General features: G+C 67.7%; 14 protein-coding genes. 7 read left to right on the top strand and 7 right to left on the bottom strand.

What is annotated here, in order from left to right; all coding sequences use genetic code 11:
* Positions 1–4 precede the first annotated feature (4 nt).
* From OXG33_05145 to OXG33_05135, 3 genes are all read left to right on the top strand, one after another.
* Complete coding sequence (locus OXG33_05145) at positions 5–1084, top strand: phytanoyl-CoA dioxygenase family protein (GenBank protein ID MCY4113314.1); 1080 nt, start codon at positions 5–7, stop codon at positions 1082–1084.
* A 54-nt stretch (positions 1085–1138) separates the two neighbouring features.
* Entirely contained in the window at positions 1139–2212 is a 1074-nt protein-coding gene (locus tag OXG33_05140) for a hypothetical protein (GenBank protein MCY4113313.1), read from the top strand.
* Positions 2213–2559: 347 nt separating this feature from the next.
* Positions 2560–3753 carry a sialidase family protein gene (locus OXG33_05135; protein ID MCY4113312.1) on the top strand — a complete coding sequence of 398 codons (1194 nt, stop codon included), beginning with the start codon at positions 2560–2562 and terminating at the stop codon, positions 3751–3753.
* A 159-nt stretch (positions 3754–3912) separates the two neighbouring features.
* Here OXG33_05135 and OXG33_05130 read toward each other — a convergent pair whose 3' ends face one another.
* From OXG33_05130 to OXG33_05115, 4 genes are all read right to left on the bottom strand, one after another.
* Positions 3913–5064 (bottom strand): GNAT family N-acetyltransferase, encoded by a 1152-nt coding sequence (locus tag OXG33_05130; GenBank protein MCY4113311.1) that lies wholly within the window; start codon positions 5062–5064, stop codon positions 3913–3915.
* On the bottom strand, positions 5057–5848 hold the full coding sequence (locus OXG33_05125; GenBank protein MCY4113310.1) for a DUF72 domain-containing protein: 792 nt from the start codon (positions 5846–5848) through the stop codon (positions 5057–5059). Before OXG33_05125 ends, OXG33_05130 begins: the two co-directional genes overlap by 8 nt.
* Before the next feature lie 232 nt (positions 5849–6080).
* Positions 6081–6962 carry a phytanoyl-CoA dioxygenase family protein gene (locus tag OXG33_05120; GenBank protein ID MCY4113309.1) on the bottom strand — a complete coding sequence of 294 codons (882 nt, stop codon included), beginning with the start codon at positions 6960–6962 and terminating at the stop codon, positions 6081–6083.
* Positions 6963–6969: 7 nt separating this feature from the next.
* The gene (locus OXG33_05115; protein MCY4113308.1) at positions 6970–7335 is read right to left on the bottom strand and encodes a hypothetical protein; all 366 of its coding nucleotides are present in this window, start codon (positions 7333–7335) and stop codon (positions 6970–6972) included.
* A 362-nt stretch (positions 7336–7697) separates the two neighbouring features.
* On the opposite strand from OXG33_05115, the gene OXG33_05110 reads away from it, so the two are divergent.
* From OXG33_05110 to OXG33_05100, 3 genes are all read left to right on the top strand, one after another.
* Positions 7698–8843: a sialidase family protein gene (locus OXG33_05110; protein ID MCY4113307.1), complete on the top strand. Its 1146-nt coding sequence runs from the start codon at positions 7698–7700 to the stop codon at positions 8841–8843.
* 78 nt (positions 8844–8921) lie between these two features.
* On the top strand, positions 8922–9236 hold the full coding sequence (locus OXG33_05105) for an L-rhamnose mutarotase (protein MCY4113306.1): 315 nt from the start codon (positions 8922–8924) through the stop codon (positions 9234–9236).
* A gap of 76 nt (positions 9237–9312) precedes the next feature.
* Entirely contained in the window at positions 9313–10932 is a 1620-nt protein-coding gene (locus tag OXG33_05100; GenBank protein MCY4113305.1) for a sulfatase-like hydrolase/transferase, read from the top strand.
* Between the two features lie 14 nt (positions 10933–10946).
* On the opposite strand, the gene OXG33_05095 is transcribed toward OXG33_05100, so the two are convergent.
* Entirely contained in the window at positions 10947–11960 is a 1014-nt protein-coding gene (locus OXG33_05095) for an acyl-CoA desaturase (protein MCY4113304.1), read from the bottom strand.
* 387 nt (positions 11961–12347) lie between these two features.
* On the opposite strand from OXG33_05095, the gene OXG33_05090 reads away from it, so the two are divergent.
* On the top strand, positions 12348–13541 hold the full coding sequence (locus OXG33_05090) for an MFS transporter (protein MCY4113303.1): 1194 nt from the start codon (positions 12348–12350) through the stop codon (positions 13539–13541).
* Position 13542: 1 nt separating this feature from the next.
* Here OXG33_05090 and OXG33_05085 read toward each other — a convergent pair whose 3' ends face one another.
* Positions 13543–15186, bottom strand: a complete 1644-nt coding sequence (locus OXG33_05085; GenBank protein MCY4113302.1) for a sialidase family protein — start codon at positions 15184–15186, stop codon at positions 13543–13545.
* A gap of 474 nt (positions 15187–15660) precedes the next feature.
* Entirely contained in the window at positions 15661–16434 is a 774-nt protein-coding gene (locus tag OXG33_05080) for an ABC transporter ATP-binding protein (protein ID MCY4113301.1), read from the bottom strand.
* Positions 16435–16450: the final 16 nt, after the last annotated feature.

Genomic DNA, 16450 nt, shown 5'->3' with positions numbered 1-16450 from the left:
TCCCATGCCAGCGTCCGCCCCAACCGTCCCCCAGGCCGCCCGCCTCACTGAGTGCCAGATCGCCGAGTTCAAGCGCACCGGCTACCTCGTGCTCCCGGGCGTCGTCGATGCCGACCTCTGCCGCCAGGCCCGCGATCAAATGTGGGAAACCATCGCCGAGAGCCGGCCCAGCATGAAACGCGACGACCCCTCCACCTGGATCCCGTTCACCGACGAGGAGAAAGAGAGCTACGCGCGGCCGGAGGTCGGCGGCGACCCCTATTTCTCCGGCGGCGGGCATCGGATGATCATTCGCAACGGTGCCGAGGACCTGCTGCTCGACATCGGCGCCCGCGCGGTGTGGGACATCGCCGAGCAGCTGCTGGGCAAGGGCGAGGTCGTGTTCCCCGGCGGCCTCGACGATTCCGGCTGCACCACCGGCCCATGCTTCATGACCAAGAAGATCGCCGACGGCATGGAAGTCCACCTGGGACCTCGGCACGAGGAATGGACCGGGAAGGTCTCGGGCGAGACGGAATATTTGCGCCTGCCCAGCACCGGCCCTCACTGGATGACCGCGCAGGGCACCCGCGGCATGTACTGCACGCTGCCGAACAGCCCGGTTTCGACCCCACCCGATTGGCGCGGGGCCCACGCGGGCGAGGGTCTCTACAACAGTCGCCGGCTGCTGCAGACCGCCGTCTACTTCGACGACGTGCCCGAGGGCGCGGGTGGGCTGATGCTCTTCCCGGGCAGCCACCACCGCATCTGGGACTACTGGGAGACCACGAACCACGGGGCGACGGCCATTGCCAACGGCGAGGACGCGCCCAGGTTCGTGGGCTACACCGATCCCCCGATCGGCGCCATCAAGGACGACACGGAGCCCGTGATGACCGCGGGACCCGCCGGGTCCGTGGTGCTCTGGCACACGATCATGCTGCACCTGGCCGGGTGGAACGAACACCCCGACATCATCCGCCAGGCCACGCTCTACGGCTTCCACAAGAAGCCCGACACCTGGCCCGACGATCGCCTGGCCGCCGGCCCCAAGGGCAGCATCTGGACCGACTGGTCCGACGAGGTCAAGGCGGTGGAGGTCTAGGGGGCCCTCCGGAGAGCGAGGCGGTCACACCTGCGCGATCGCGCGGAGTCCCACATGCCTGCTAGCTCCGTCCGCCGCAGTCCCTACGGCGACGTGCAGCTTGGCGCGTTTCGGGAGGTGCTGACCTATCCGGGCCGCTATCTCAACGACCACTGCCTGATCCGGCACGACGGTCTGTGGCACTTCTTCGGCATCATCGGCGACGTGACCGGTCCGGGCGAGATGCACGGCGTCGAGGACTCGCTCGCTCACGCCACGTCCGCCGACCTGATGCAGTGGACCGTGCATCCCCCGGCGCTCACGGCCACCGGCGTCTGGCCGGAAGAGGTGACCTGCTTCGCGCCCTACGTGATCGAGCACGACGGCTGCTTCTACATGCTGTATTGCGTCACGGATACGCACCGCACGCAGCGAATCTGCCTCGCCACGTCGACCGACTGCTTCGCCTGGGAGCGCTTCCCCGGCAATCCCGCGATCGTGCCGTCGGTTTCCTGGGCCAAGTGGCCCGGATTCGGTCTGCCCAAGCCCGACCAGGTGGACCGCATGCACCGCGACGCGGGCGGCGACTTTCTTTCGGTGGCGCGCCGCCTGGGAGGCTCCTACGGCGGCTGCCGCGACCCGCACATCATCAAGCTCGACGACGGGACGTTCGTGGCCTACTGGGTCGCGCGCGTGCAGGAGAAGTTCGGCCACAACCTGGTATGCGTGGCCGCGTCCATGTCCCACGATCTGCTGCACTGGCAGGAGATCGGGCCGGTGTTCACCATGAAGGCGTGGCCGTTCGACGACGAGCCGACGCTCGAGGTCGAGTCGCCCTGCGTGGTGCCCAAGGACGGCAAGTTCTGGCTCTTCTTCAAGCACGGCTGGTGGACGCATTTCGTCGCCTCGGACTCGCCCTATGACTTTCATGGCTACGAGCCGCAACGGCTGGGCTTCTGCCACGCCTCGGAGGTGTTGCATTGGGAGGGGCAGTGGTGGATTACCCACTGCTCGGCGGATCCCGACGACTTCCGCTACCGTGAGTCCAACCGCACCCGAGGCCTGTTCATGGGGCATCTCGACTGGCCCGACGACGCCCCGCCGCGGCTAATCACGCCGGGCGAAGTGGCGGGGAGCAGGTCACCGTGAGGAGTCGAATCCCCCTCAACCTAACCTTCTCCCACCAGGGGAGGAGGGACCGGACCTGTGCCAGGCCGAGTTCCCCGCAATCCCCTCCCCCTCGATGAGGCCTCTGCGCAACCCCTCCGTCATTCCGGCGGAAGCCGGAATCCAGTCCGGCCGAACCTGGAAGCGCGCCGGATGCCTGGCGTCGGGCGAGTTTCAAACCCGCCCCGACGGCTCCGGAAGAACCTCCTGGCGGCGGCCCATCCGGTCCCCTCTCCCTCGATGGGAGTGGGTTAGGGTGAGGGTGCGGACGACCGGCGAATTCGCTGCCCAAATGCCCAAGGAGTCGACATGATCCAAGGCCAGATCCCATGAAGCTCGCCGCGCCGGGTGACACCGGCAACCTTGGCGGCGCGCCGTGGCCGTCGGACGACGACCTGGCCAAGATGCAGGCGTCCGACTACGTGCTGCACGCCGCCGCCGGCCGGCTGCATCGCGTGCCGGTCGTCAAGTCGACCTTGCCGCACGATCCCGCAGGGCACCCGCAGATGGTCCACGCCGCGCGCGCCCGGGACGGCGCAATCTACGTCAACCAGGGCTCGCTGATTTGCCGCAGCGACGACGAGGGACGCACCTGGTCGGCCTATCCGCGCGGCGACTCGGCGGGACGTGAACCATCGGCCACTTTGGGCCTCGACATGTATCCGTACCGGGGGCCGATTGCCGTTCTCGACGACGGAACCTTGGTGCACGTCGGCTCGAACGACGGCATCCGCACGGACCCCATCGAGATCGTGGCCTCGACCGACCAGGGCCGCACGTGGAGCGCGCATTCGCAGCTGACGTTGCCGGCCCGCTACGACGAGCGCTACTACCACTCCCTGCGGCGGATCGACGACGGCACCCTGCTCATGCTCTTTTGCTGCCGCGACCGCCTGGTGTGGGAGCCGCCCGCCAGCGGCGTCATGCATCTGCTGGCCTTCAGATCCAGTGACGGCGGCCATACCTGGTCGGAGCCGTCGCTCGTGTGCGACTGGGGTACCGAGGGAGCGGTCGCGGAGCTGGGCGGCGGTCGGCTGTTGGCGGTCGTTCGCTACCAGCGGCCGCGGATGCCGGACGATCGCGCTAAGGACCTGGACCCTCAGGGCGCGCGGGGCAATCTGGCCTGGAAGCACGTGTTCCTGGCCGATTCGCCCGACGGCGGCCGCACCTGGGGCAACCTGCGCCAGCTCACCACCGTCTTCGGCCAGTGCTTTGGCGCGCCCGCGGTCTCCGGCGACGGAACCATTGCCGTCGTCCACGACACCCGCTACGGTCCCGGCCCGCCGAGTGGCCGCGTCATGCTCAGTCGCGACTCCGGCGAATCCTGGGCCGACGAGGCGGTCTACCTCTACTACGGCAGCGGCGTCAGCGGCTTCAGCGCCAGCGTGACGCTGGACGACGGCGACGTGCTCTCCATCGTCGGCACATGCGACCACGGGCCCGCGCGCACCGTGTGGGACGCCGCGATCGGGCATACGCAGGTGACGGCTATCCGGTGGAATCCGGGGACGCTTGCGTCATAAGTCCGTCAACCCGTCCGTGGGGTTCCGCCACCGTTCGTGGCGAGCCCTTCGGCAAGCTCAGGACAGGCTCTGTCGAACCATGAACGGGGCCCTTCGACGTTGCTCAGGGCGAACGGATTGGGGTAAAGCCCTCCACCTGTGTTCAGGCTGTTCCTAGCCTCACATCCGGTCGAGCTTCCACTGGAAGAAGTCCAGCGGGAACAGGTCCGGCGCGAAGTCGGGAAACCGCTCCGGACCGAACAGCAGCTTCACCAGCTCACACTCGCTGACCGCGAGCGTGCGGCCGCCACGCCGCAGCCGCCAGCCGTCGCCAGATGGCGTGGCCTCGACCTCACTCAAGTCGAGCGCGCGCAGCAGTGACTCCAGGTTGATCACTTTGATCATGTAGTGATGGGTCTGGCCGAACGGAATGCCGGTCTCCTGCAGCAGTCCGGCGAGGCCCTCGTTCGATTCGGGCACGATGATGTCGAGCGTCACCACCGTGCTTTCGCCGGGTGGACGGTCGGTGGTGCTGGCGCGAGGATCGTCGGCATCGCGCAGCACGCGCCGCAGCAGTGCCACGGTCGCCACCACGTCGCCGCCGGTCTCGAGGACCTCCCGCTGCCACACGGCCACGTACGCCACCGGCTCGCCGTCGCGCAGCGCGACGAGCAGGCGGTCGGCCCGGGACTGCGCCACCAGCGTGAAGTAGTGCTCGTCGCGGTCGGCGCCCATGGGCTCGCGCGCGTACATGGCCGTCAGCGACGCCACGTGGGAGCGCCAATCCTCGGTGATCTCAACGTGGGGGCTCGGCGGCAGCAGAGTGATGTTCGCGCGGTCCAGGGTGTGGCTGCGCTGCCGCATCCCCATCTCCCAGCCGAAGCGGCGGTAGTAGTTCTGGCTGACGGTGCCCAGCATGGCGATGTGATGGCCGCATTCCCGCATGACCCGGTGCGCGTCGTGCAGCACGGCCGTGCCGAGCCCGCGCCGGCGGTGCGCCGGGTGCGTGACGAAGCCGTTGATGCCGCCAAGCTCTAACCGGCCGCGCGGCGTGCGCACCGTCGTCGGGGCGATGGCCACCGCGCTCACGACCAGACCGTCGTGCGTGACCACGCGGATGTTGTCGAGGTTTGCGGGGTAGTAGACGTGCGGCCAGTCCAAGCCCATGGACGGCATGCGCGGCGGTTCCCCGGCGCGTGAGTTGAGGGTCCGCAGCGCCAGGTTTTGCAGGTCGAGCATGGCCCCGAACTCATGCGGGTCGCAGGCCCGCGGCCCGTCGTAGCCGTCGGGCACGGGCGGCGCGTCCGCGGATCGCGGCGAATGTTCAGCCAACGGCAACTCCACGATTCCCGAGCTCGGCGGTCAGCCGCAGCGCCGCGTCGGCGGTGTCCACGTCCTTCTTCCCGTAACACACGACCATGGTCATTGGGCCCGTCTCGCTCGCCTGCTCAACGATAGCTGCCCGTTCCTTGATTTGGGCATCGGAATACCGCACGCGCCCGTCATCACCCATGTTCGAAGCAGCCGCCGGACCACGGAATCGGAAGTACATCAGGTCATCGGAGTCCATCGGCATTGGCGCGCACTCCGAAGCTATTGAGTCGTTGCGCACCCGCGCGAAGTTGTGGGTGCGCAGAGCCTCGACGATCAGCGCGCGAACGTCTTCGTCCGGGGAGTCCGGCAGCTCAACGGCCAGCGGCACCTCGCGAAAGCCCTCACGCAGCACCGATAGCGACCGCTCGAAGTCCATCTCGGCGCTCAGCTTGCCGGGGAACTGCAGCAGGTATCCCGCGAACTTTCCGGCCTCCACCAGCGGCCGCGCCATCGCCAAGTGCCGCTCGAATCCCGTCGCGTCGGCCTTATCCGGATTCCGCAGCAATCCCGAGATGTAGCGGTGCGCCTTGAGGCTCAGCATGAAGCCGTCCGGCGTCTGCTCCGCCCACGCGGCCACGGTCTCGGGCTTGGGCATGCGATAGAAGGTGGCGTTCACCTCCACGCCCGAGAGTCGCGCGGCGTAGGCTGCCAGCTTCTCGCTCGCCTTGGTGCCGCGCGGATAGAACCCGCGCAGGTCGTTCCAATTCGCGGTGCCGACGATCACCCGGCCGGGCGTGGTCACGGTAGGTCCGCCTGTGGAGACCCTTGCCTAGATGGTCCACATCCAACGCCCGAGCCCCGGATCACCCTCACCCTAGCTCTTTCCCTTCAAGAGACCTTTGCGGAATCCGGTAGGGGCGGGTCTCAGACCCGCCCGACGCCAAGCATCTGGCGCGACCTCAGCCTCGAGCGGACTGGATTCCGGCGGAAGCCGGAATGACGGAGGGGTTGCCCAATAGTCCCTGCGTGCGGGTTCAGCTTGCCTTTTGCTGGACGCGCGGATCGGTGGGGTCGCCCGGATAGCCGTAGGGCTGGTAGTCCACCGGCCCGACCTTCGGCCAACCCTGGCCGCCCAGCGCCTGGAAGTCGTCCAAGCGTCCGCACAGCCAGAAGTACATGCGCGCCACGGCCAGGTAGGACTGTCGCGGCCCGGGGGGAGCGTCGGGTCCGGGGCCGTAGACGGCCGTCGCCGGGTCGAAGTCCGGTTCGCGCACCCAATCGCGCTCCGGCGCCGACGTGCGCCAGTAGTTGTACTTCAGCAGATTGCGGATGCCCGAAGCCGTCGACTGCGTGCGCCGGTGCCACACGGAATAGGCCGAGATGAAGATCGACCCTGCGGGCGCCGCGCTCGACACCGTACCGCGGAACATGCCGTAGAGGCCGGAGCTGCCCTGCCCGAAGGGCCAGTAGAGGTGCGAGCCGGGCAGGAACGCCGTGGCGCCCATCTCCACTGTCGTGTCCTGCGGGTAGTAGTAGACCTGCAGATAGTTCAGCTCGTGGCTCGACAGCGAGCCGCCGTCGCGATGCCAGCCGTAGGCGCGGGCCGGCATGTGGACGCGGTGGCTCGACATGATCCTCGGCAGCGCGAAGTCCCGTCCGAGCAGGCAGCGCACCGCGCCGGCCGCCACCGGATTGCACAGCACGCCGTCGACGAACCAGTCCTCGTCGAGGATCTCGTTGGGTTCGTGGTTGGCGAAATCGCCCGGCTCGATGTGCGGCGCGTGGTCGTTCATGAAATCGACGACGCGCTGGTTGACGTCGTCGGAAACCACGCCCTCGAGCGGCAGATAGCCGGACTTGCAAAAGTCGAGCACCTGAGAGTCGGTGAGCGTCGGTTCGCAGTCGTGGGTTCGCATGGCGGGCTTACCTCACCTTCTCCAGGATGAACTCGACTCCCGGCCCGTGGAGCCTGGTCTCGTCCAGGATCACGGCCAATTCCGGAAACTTGATGATGCGCCAGCCGTCATTCAGGGCGTCCATGACGGTGTCGTAGGGCATGTCGTCGGGATTCGGCGGACCCTCGTCGATCTCACCGTCCCGCGCGATGAACATGCCGATCACCGCCGAATTGACCGACGCCGTGCCGGCCTGCACGTACAGCAGCTCCTGGCGTTTGTTCTCGCCGTCGGCCAGCGACTGCAAGGTGTCTCGCAGGTCTGCCTCGGTGAGCGTGCCGGTGCAAAACCGCTGGATGCACGACTCGATGGCCGCCTGCTGTGACGAACTCATGACCAGTGCGCCTCCGCTCGACTATTGGGCTCAATTCTGGTGCGGCAGCCTATCACGGGGATGGCCCAAGCCCGTCGTGCGAACTCCCAACTCTTCCGCCGGCGAGATCCGGCTCTCTCTCCCATGAGGAGAGGGGCGGGGTGAGGGGTCTGCCGCTTGGAACACGCCATATCCACCGCTCGGCGCACGTCGGTCCGGCCCCCTCTCCCTGGGATGGGAGAGGGTCGGGGTGAGGGTGACAACCGCCAGCCGAGGTCGCGTCTCGGGCCGTCAGCTCGTTCCGCGTAGACTGCCCGTCACAGCCCAACCCACGAGAGGCAATCCGCGATGCCGCGAGTCTGGGCCGTCCAGTTGCCGGCCCCATGAGCTGGCGCGTCGTCGAGCACCTCACCGTCTACCGCGAGACCGGGCACTACGCAACCGCGCCCAACGTCGTGCGCACGCCCGAGGGCGAGTTGCTGGCGCTCTTTCACCGCGCGCCGCACCTCGGGCATGCCCATCACAGCCATCCGCTCTTCGACGTGCGCGCCGTCGCGTCGCGCGACGAGGGCCAGACCTGGAGCGAACCGTGGCTGGTCACCAACGACCCGCGCGGCGGCGTGATCGACTTTGGCACCCACACGCTCAGCGACGGCAGCCTCTTTCTTCACGCGTCCAGCAACGAGCTTGTGCCCGCCCAGGGAATCGCCGACTTCACCTTTAACGCGGTGCCGCACGCGCCCGATGTCGGATCGCCGCAGCATTGCATCTGGATCTCCCGACCGGGCATCCCGTTCTGGGTGCGCTCCCGCGACGGCGGACGAACCTGGAGCAACCCGGTGCGCTTTCCCCGTCTGCCGGACGCCCAGTGGGGCCATCCCGCAGAGCATTCGGGCGTGTGTCGCAGCGGGCTGCTGGAGCTGCCCGGCGGCCGCTTGCTCAAGCCCAGCAAAGCCACCGAGCGTCCTCACGGCGAGCAGCCTTACTTCGGCATGCTGCGCGTCTCCGACGACTTTGGCGAAACCTGGACCTACGGCGGCCGCATCGCGGATGACCCGATCGTGCATTTCAGCGAGCCGGCCATTCATCGCACGCCCAGCGGCCGCCTGGTGGTCCTCTATCGGTGTCATCCGCGGGGCTCGCCAAGGATCCAACTGACGGGGCGGCAGGGCGGCACCATCGTGGCTCGGGTCGAGTCGGACGACGACGGCCGCACCTGGTCGCCGTGGCGCCCGACCTCCATCTACGGCAGCCCGAGTCACATGCTGCCGCTGAGCGACGGGCGCGTGTTCGTCACCACGGGGACGCGCTGGGACGGGCAGCGCGGCTGCACCGTGCGGGTCACGGACGCCGAGTGCGACGACCTCGACACCTGCGCCGTCCTCAACGTGCGCAGCGACTCCATGACCTCGGACTGCGGCTATCCCTGGGCTGTGGAGTTGCGGGACGGTCGCGTGCTGGTGGTCTACTACTACACCCACCGCGACCTGCACCGCGGCATCGAGGCCACGGTCGTCGAGGAGGTCTGACCGCCTCAGCCGGCGCGCAGATTGATGTGGCGCGGTAGCCTCGGCACGTCAAGCGTTCCCAGCGCACGGAGGTTCCCCATGGAGCGGGTCTGCTTCACCTTTCAGATCAAGCCCGGCACCGAAGACGAATACAAGCGCCGTCACGACGAGATCTGGCCCGAGCTGGTGGAGGCCATCCGCGAGTCGGGCTTCACCAACTACTCGCTGTTTCGGCGTGGACTCCAGGTCATCGCCTACGCCGAGTGCGAGCCGGACGTCGCCACCGCCTTCGGCAAGATCGGGTCCTACGACGTCAACACCCGCTGGAGCGCATGGTTCGAGGACGTCATCGAGGAACTGACCGACGCAGACGGCCAGATGTTCTTCGCGCCCGAGGTCTGGCACCTGGACTGAGCCTCGACCGCCCTTGGCCGCCGCTAAGCAGGACGGCTAAGGTGGGCGACTGAATCCCATTCCCAAGCGGACCCAAATGCCCAGCACCTCCCAGCCGAATTTCCTCTTCATCACCACCGACCAGCAGCGGTGGGACGCGCTGGGCATTCACAACCCGCGCATCCGCACGCCGGCAATGGACAGCCTGGCGCGCGACGGCATGCGCTTCGACCGCGCCTATCCCACCAACGCCATCTGCGCCCCCGCGCGCGCCAGCATGATCACGGGACGCAGCCAGCGCGGGCATCACGTCTTCAACAACGTCAATCTCAGCGAGGCCATCCCCGTCGTCGGCGATTCCCTCCGCCAGGCCGGCTACGCCACGGCGCTGGTCGGCAAGCCCCACTTCAAGAGCGGCGAATACGAGGACGTGCTGCCGGATCACCCCCCGCCCGGCGCGCCGGTCGATCCAGAGGACGGCCTCTGGTACGGACCCTATTTCGGGTTCGACTACGTCGAAATCCTGGGCGCCCACACGTATCCCAAGGGCCATTGGCGCGTCTGGCTCGAGCGGCATCATCCCGAGGGCCTGGAGCTGTGGAAGCCGGTCAATGCGCTCGCGCCCCGCACCGGCGCCTTCCATAGTTGGAAGAACGCCGTCCCCGCCGAGTGGCACTACACCCACCGCACCGCCGACCGCACCGTCGACTGGCTGCGGGGCCACGGGCGGGAGCGGCCGTTCTTCCTCTGGATGTCGTTTTACGACCCGCACCAGCCCTTCACGCCGCCGCGCCCCTACTGCGACATGTACGACCCGGCGGACATGCCGCCGGCGGTGCCGCGCGAGGACGTGAGCAACAAGCCGCCGCAATACCAGTACGCCCGCGACGGCCTGCCCTATCAGGGCTACGACACCACCAGCGGCTGGGACGGCGACCACCACGGCGAGATCGTGGCGCACTACTACGGCATGACCACCTTCATCGACGACGGCGTCGCCCGCGTGCTGGCCGAGCTGGAGCGGCTGGGCCTGGCCGAAAATACCCACGTGATCTTCAGCTCGGACCACGGCGAGGGCCTCAACGATCACGGCATCGCCGCCAAGCCGATGATGTCCTACGAGTGCGTCAACCGCGTGCCGCTGCTGTGGCGCCACCCGCGGACGGTCGAGGCGGGCCGCGTGCACGCCGGGGTGATGACGCAGCTCGACCTCGTGCCCACCTGGCTCGACCTCGCGGGCGCGGATCCGCTGGTCGGCCAGGAGGGCCGCAGCTTCGCTCCGCTACTGCGCGGAGAAACGGACGTGCATCGCGACGCGGTGATCGTGGAGCGCATCGCCATCTTTGGCAGCGGTCGGCCGGAGCTTGTTGGCCTCGGCAAGGCGCACCCGCAGCCCATCACGCAGCGGGTCAAAATGCTCGTGACCGAGCACTGGAAGCTGCTGCACTACGGCACCACCGAGTACGGCGAGCTCTACAACGTCAAGGACGACCCCGAGGACCTGCACAACCTCTGGGACGACCCGGGCCATGCCGCGGTTCGAGCCGAGCTTGTGGAGCGACTCCTCATCGAGTTGATCAACGAAGAGGGCGGCGATCCGCACCTGGTCACGGACCACCAGCCGATCGCCGGCAGCCTCCGGGACGCGCGGCTCATGGAGCCGCAGCCGGAAGCCAAGGCCGACCTGGAGCAGCGGCTGCGAGACCTCTTGGCGTAGGGCCGAGCGGCCGCCTACGCGGCTCGCGACCCTCGACGCAGCGGCGCCGAGACGGCGTGCAGATGCCGCAGCGGCTCGATGAGTCCCTGCAGCGGTCCCGTCACGGCATAGTCGATCCCGCGCTCGGCGCAAAAGGCCTTCACGAGCGGCTGTGCCGAGCGCAACCGGTTGCGCGCCATGGCTGGAAACAGATGGTGCTCGATCTGATAGTTCAGTCCGCCGTAGACGAAATCAGTCACCGGATGCGCCGTCACGTTCTGCGCGGTGAGCACCTGTTCCCGCAGATAGTCCATGCGGTTGGATTCGTCGATCATCGGCATGCCCTTGTGGTTGGGGGCAAACACCAGCGTGTTGTAGAGCCCGAACGTCATCTGATGAATGAAGAGGAACGCCAGGCCCAGTCCCCAATGGCCGATTTGAATCAATAGCGCGACGTAGAGCAGCGCGTGCAGCGCCAGCGCCAGCCCTTCGGCCGTTCGGCGCGGGGACCGGCCGCTCAGCACCTGCGCCACGGCCTGCGCCCGCATCCCAAACGCCTGAAACGCGCCCAGGAATAGATAGAGAAACGCCTGGTAGGCGATGACGGGGTAGAACGCGCGCTTGCGGTCCTTGATCCGCGCCGACTCGAAGACCAGCATGGGATAGTCCAGGTCCGGGTCCTGCTCGCTGTGATTCGGCGTCGCATGATGCTGGTTGTGCTTCGCCGTCCACCACGAATAGCTCACGCCGATGAGCAGGTTGCCGATGGCGAGCCCAAGCGACGAGACCAGGCGCGAACGGTGGGTGATTTGCCGATGGGCCAGGTCGTGCCCCAGGAATCCCACGTGCGTGAACACGAACCCGAGAAAGACTGCGGCCGCCAGGACGACGGCGGGGTGATCGAACACGAGCACGATGGCGATATTGATCGCGTATAGCAGCGCCGTGCTCGCGAATTTCAAGGCGAAATAGCGCGGCTGCGGCTCGAGCAGCCCCGCGGCTTTGATTCGGCGCTTGAGCTCCGCGTAGTCCGGCGACGGCGGGAGCATCGATCTCGTGGGACCCGAGGTCGCCGCGCCTAGCTGGGCAGGCCCGTCAGACGCCACGCGTTGTCGCGAATCCTGGGTGCAGCCGCCGACAACGCAAACGTGATCTGGTACTCACCATGGGTGGGGATGCGGGCCTTCGCGCCGGGGCAAGGACCCGCGCGGGGCCATTTGTACTACACATCGGCGCGGTTGCCACGGCGCCTGCCGCTCGGGCTGCCGCCGGCAGATGCTCGGTGGCACGGGCAGGTTGGAAACCTGCCCCTACCAGACACCTCTGGCCGCGAGCGTAGGGGCGGGTTTGAAACCCGCCCGCACGCAACCCAAGGCGGCAACGCGACGTAGCATGGCCTAGCCACAACCCGAAACGGCCTTCGACACCGCGCGCATATGGCACGACCACGCGCCGATTTCGTCACGGTCTTTGCCGTCCTGGCGGTGACGGCCGTGGTGGCCACCGCACCGGGCCCATTGCTCGTGGTGATTCGCGACGAGTTTGGGCTCACCTTCGCCCAGCTTGGACTGATCTTCTCGGCGCAGGCGCTGGCGGGCATGCTCACCAACATTCCGGCTGGCATGGTTGCCGACCGCCTGCCCGCCCGCGTGCCGATTGCCGCCGGGGCTGCGGGGCTCGCCGCCGGCACGCTGCTCATGGCGCTGTCGCCGGGATACCTGATTCTGCTGGCAGGCAACCTCATCGCCACGGTGGGCGCGACGTTCATGATCACCAGCAGCATCGCCTATACCGTGGCGCAGGCTGACCCCGAGCAGCGTGGCCGCGCAACGTCGCGCGTCATGTCCGGCGTCCAGGTGGGCGCGTTCATCGGTCCGGCGCTGGCGGGCGTGGTTGCCGCCGCGTTCGACTGGCGGGCGGCGCTCATTCTTCCGGCCGCGCTCTGTCTTTGCGTCGCGGCTGTCATTCCGGCCATCGTTCGCGGCGGGGCGCCCTCGCGTCCGGAGCGAAGTCCTCGCATGTTCAGCCTCGGCGACCTGCGACTGCCCCGCGTGGTCTGGCCCATCATCGCCTTGGCCATGCTGCTCACCGGTCCGGTCGTCGGGCAAAGCCGCGTGATCCTGCCGCTCTATGCCGGCGAGGGACTTGACTTTACGCCCGCCGTCGTGGGAGTGGCGATTTCCGCCATGAGCGCCGCCCGAGCCGTGCTCACCTTCCTGAGCGGCAACCTGATGGACCGCGCCGGCCGCGGCAGCGCGTTCTACGCCATGGTGCTGGGCGCCTTCGGCGCGGCGGTGCTGCTCACGCTGCCGCTCGGATTGGGAGTGTTCATCGCCGCGGGCGCGCTGTCCGCGGTCACCGGACTGGGGGCGGTGCTTCCGTCGGTGCTCATCGGCGACCGGGTGCCCAAGGCCTACGTGGGACGGTCGCTGGGCGTGCTGCTGACCATGGGCTCGCTCGTCCAACTCGGCGTCGCGCCGGCGGTGGGTTTCCTGCTCGATGTGCGCGGCTACGAGTTCGTGGGAATCGCCATGGCCGTGCTCTTGGGCCTGGCGGGCGTCATCGGCTGGCGAGTCGTGGGTGACCTGCCGTGGAAGCGGCGGGCGCCCGACTCATCCTCCGATCGCTAGATCAGGGCTCCACGTCGGCGGTCGTCGACTCGATCCACAGACCGGCGTGGTCGTGGGGCTCTGACAGAGCGACGACGCGCAGGTAGTTCACTCCGAGAGTCTCGTGTAACTGAGGCACCGCCGTGACTTGGCGCCCGTCGACCGAAACGCGGCATGCGCGCTCCTCCTGCGTGTCCCACGCCAGCTCGACCGTGTGCCAGCGACCGGTCTCGAGCGCGGGTTCGCCAGCGATCCGGCCCTCCGGCGCGACCGGGACGTTGAAGGTGTTGTGGAACTGGTCCTGGGGGTCGAACGGGGTGGAGAAGTGATCCGTGAGGCTGAGCCGAAACGGACCGGCGCCCCCTTCCACGCGCAATCGGATTTGTACGCGTCCCCGCCGTCCGGCGGGGAAGTTCCAGACCGCCGCGGCCGTGCGGCCGGGCTCTTGCTTGGTGAGGCGCAGGGCGAAGGCGACGGCGCGGTCCGGATGCGGCTGCCGCTGGACGCCTGCCGTACCAAAGATCGACCAATCCTCATGCCCGTTTGCGAAGTCGCTGGACTGCCGGGTCTCGTAGAGCCATGCCGGATCCAGCCGCACCATCAACACGCGGCCTTCGCCCTGGCCCGAGACGATGATCACCGCGTCGTCGCTCGTCACTACCGGGAACGGATAGGCGGTGCCGAAGTCCCCCTTGGTGGGCGGCGGATCGTGGCGGCGCGGGTCGCGCAGCACCTCGCGGGCGCCGCGCCAGGTCAGGCCGTCGTCTTCGGATACGGCCGCGTGCAGCACGTGACGCCCGCCGTAGGCGTAGGGAAACCGCTGGCAGCAGTTCCAAAGCAGCACCAGGCGGTCGTCGCTGAGGCGCACGAGGCCGACCGGTGAGTCCGACGAAACGAGCGGCGTCGGGCGCGCGACGGACCACTCCGCGCCGTCGTCCGAGAACGACTCGTAGAGGCGGCCGGTCTGCGTGCGCAGCAGCATCCAGACGCGCCCATCGAGCTTCTGGATGATCACCGGCTCGTCGGCGCCGTAGGCCGGAATCGGCGCCCACGACTTGATGTCGCGGGTGCCCTGGCGCCAGGTATCGCCCCTGTCGTCGGAGTAGACCACCATCGAGTAGAAGGCGCCGGCGAAGCTGAACGCGTCCAGCCCGGTATCGACCCGGTGCGCCCAGGTCTGGCCCGTGGCCGATGCAAACGGCAGCACGATGCGGCCGCCGCGAAGCTGGATGACGCTGTTCAGCGCGCCGGTGAAGCCTTCCCAGATCCGCTTCGGCTCGGTCCATGCGTCGCCGCCATCGCGCGATTTGAGGTGCCAGATGTCGAGAAACTTGCCGTGGTAGGGGCCCTCGTGGGCCACGCCTTCGCCGGCCAGCGGCGCGCCGAAGACCCCTGAGCCGCGGTCGTGCATGAAGAAGCAGTGAACCTCGTCGTCGGCGTCCGCCAGCACTTCCAGGCCGCCCCACAGCCCGCCGGTTTCGGGCAATGTCAGCACGTCGGGCGCTTCGTCCCAGGTGCGCCCGTCGTCGTGCGAGACGATGCGCGCGACGCGCGGCGTCGGGATGTCCGCGTCCTTGAGAAAGAAGCCATCGAGGCGCCCGTCGCGCCGTCGGACCACCATGGGCCGCTCGACGTCCGGCGGCAGTGTGATCAAGTCTGGTTGCATATTGCTCTTGCTCCCTTGCGTGCGCGCAGCACTAGAACGATTGCACGCCTCGACGCCGGTCGGCCTCGCCGGCTGACCGCCCCTTTGTCCGTCAACGAATCCCTACGAGAACGAGTTGAGGAACAATACAAGAAACACAACCCAGGCAACAATCACGCATCCAACGAAGATGCTTACGCGTCTACGTAAGCTATCGGCATTGTAATCGGTGCGCTTGAAGTGAGCAACGACGAGTGCTGCAACCGCGATAAACCATGCGATAAACGCCGAGAAGGCAAGAAATAAAAGAGTGTCATAGGTCGGTTCTACATTTGCTTCAGGAGGCACATAACTACCTATCTAGCTAGCACGAACAAGTGATTGATCAACACTGTTTGCAATGCAACATTGAGCTGCGTATTTGACGCCCATAGCTGGTGTCAATCTAGCACGCTTTCTCGTGCGTCCATCATACGGTTGGCGATCACATTGGCTCTACGGCGTGCGCGCCGTCGCGTCGGGATCCACGATCTCCACGTGCTGGATCAGGTCCGGCAGGTCGAAGTCCAGCGGTCCTTCAGCTTCGGCGAGATGCCCGTCGCGCATGACCATCGTCTGGTCGGCGATCTGGCTCAGCGCCGGATCGTGGGTCGCCACCACGGCGGTCACGCCCTCGGCGGCCACGATGTGGCGGAAGAGCAGCATGATCTCGAGTCCGGTGTTGCTGTCCAGCTCGCCCGTGGGCTCGTCGGCCAGCAGCACGTCGGGTCGATTGGCGATAGCGCGGGCGATGGCCACCCGCTGCTGCTCGCCCCCGCTTAGCTCGAACGGGCGGTGATCCGCGCGCGACTCCAGGCCGACCAGCCGCAGCACCTCGCGCGTGCGCTCGCTCCACGTCGCCGACGGGGCGCCGGCCACGCGCAGGGCCAACTCCACATTCTCCCGCGCCGAAAGCACCGGAAGCAGGGCGAACGTCTGAAACACGAACCCGAGACTGCGGCGACGCACGCCGGCCAGCTCGTCCTCGCTCAGTGTTCCAAGATCGGCGCCGTCGAACACCACCCGTCCTTCGGTTGGCAGGTCCAGGCCGCCAATCAGATTAAGCAGGGTCGTCTTGCCCGAGCCGGACCGTCCGCGCAGCGCATGGAGCTCACCGCGGGCGATGTCCCACGTCGCGCCGGCGACGGCCGTCACCGCGGCGAGGCCCTCGCCAAAGCGGCGCGAGACGTCGAGCAGTTGCACGACCGCCGACGACGGAGACGCGCTCACGATGCCCCCACGATCA

The organism is Chloroflexota bacterium (genome assembly GCA_026708035.1).
Lineage (GTDB): Bacteria > Chloroflexota > UBA11872 > UBA11872 > UBA11872 > JAJECS01.
Note: the sequence above shows the minus strand (reverse complement) of the source record. Positions and strands in the feature narration are given on the sequence as shown.

What these genes read in the sequence shown, in the direction of transcription:
- OXG33_05115 (MCY4113308.1), bottom strand. Translation starts at nt 7,335, where the DNA reads ATGAGTTCGTCACAGCAGGCGGCCATCGAGTCGTGCATCCAGCGGTTT.
- OXG33_05095 (MCY4113304.1), bottom strand. Translation starts at nt 11,960, where the DNA reads ATGCTCCCGCCGTCGCCGGACTACGCGGAGCTCAAGCGCCGAATCAAA.
- OXG33_05110 (MCY4113307.1), top strand. Translation starts at nt 7,698, where the DNA reads ATGAGCTGGCGCGTCGTCGAGCACCTCACCGTCTACCGCGAGACCGGG.
- OXG33_05105 (MCY4113306.1), top strand. Translation starts at nt 8,922, where the DNA reads ATGGAGCGGGTCTGCTTCACCTTTCAGATCAAGCCCGGCACCGAAGAC.
- OXG33_05100 (MCY4113305.1), top strand. Translation starts at nt 9,313, where the DNA reads ATGCCCAGCACCTCCCAGCCGAATTTCCTCTTCATCACCACCGACCAG.
- OXG33_05090 (MCY4113303.1), top strand. Translation starts at nt 12,348, where the DNA reads ATGGCACGACCACGCGCCGATTTCGTCACGGTCTTTGCCGTCCTGGCG.
- OXG33_05085 (MCY4113302.1), bottom strand. Translation starts at nt 15,186, where the DNA reads ATGCAACCAGACTTGATCACACTGCCGCCGGACGTCGAGCGGCCCATG.
- OXG33_05135 (MCY4113312.1), top strand. Translation starts at nt 2,560, where the DNA reads ATGAAGCTCGCCGCGCCGGGTGACACCGGCAACCTTGGCGGCGCGCCG.
- OXG33_05145 (MCY4113314.1), top strand. Translation starts at nt 5, where the DNA reads ATGCCAGCGTCCGCCCCAACCGTCCCCCAGGCCGCCCGCCTCACTGAG.
- OXG33_05120 (MCY4113309.1), bottom strand. Translation starts at nt 6,962, where the DNA reads ATGCGAACCCACGACTGCGAACCGACGCTCACCGACTCTCAGGTGCTC.
- OXG33_05140 (MCY4113313.1), top strand. Translation starts at nt 1,139, where the DNA reads ATGCCTGCTAGCTCCGTCCGCCGCAGTCCCTACGGCGACGTGCAGCTT.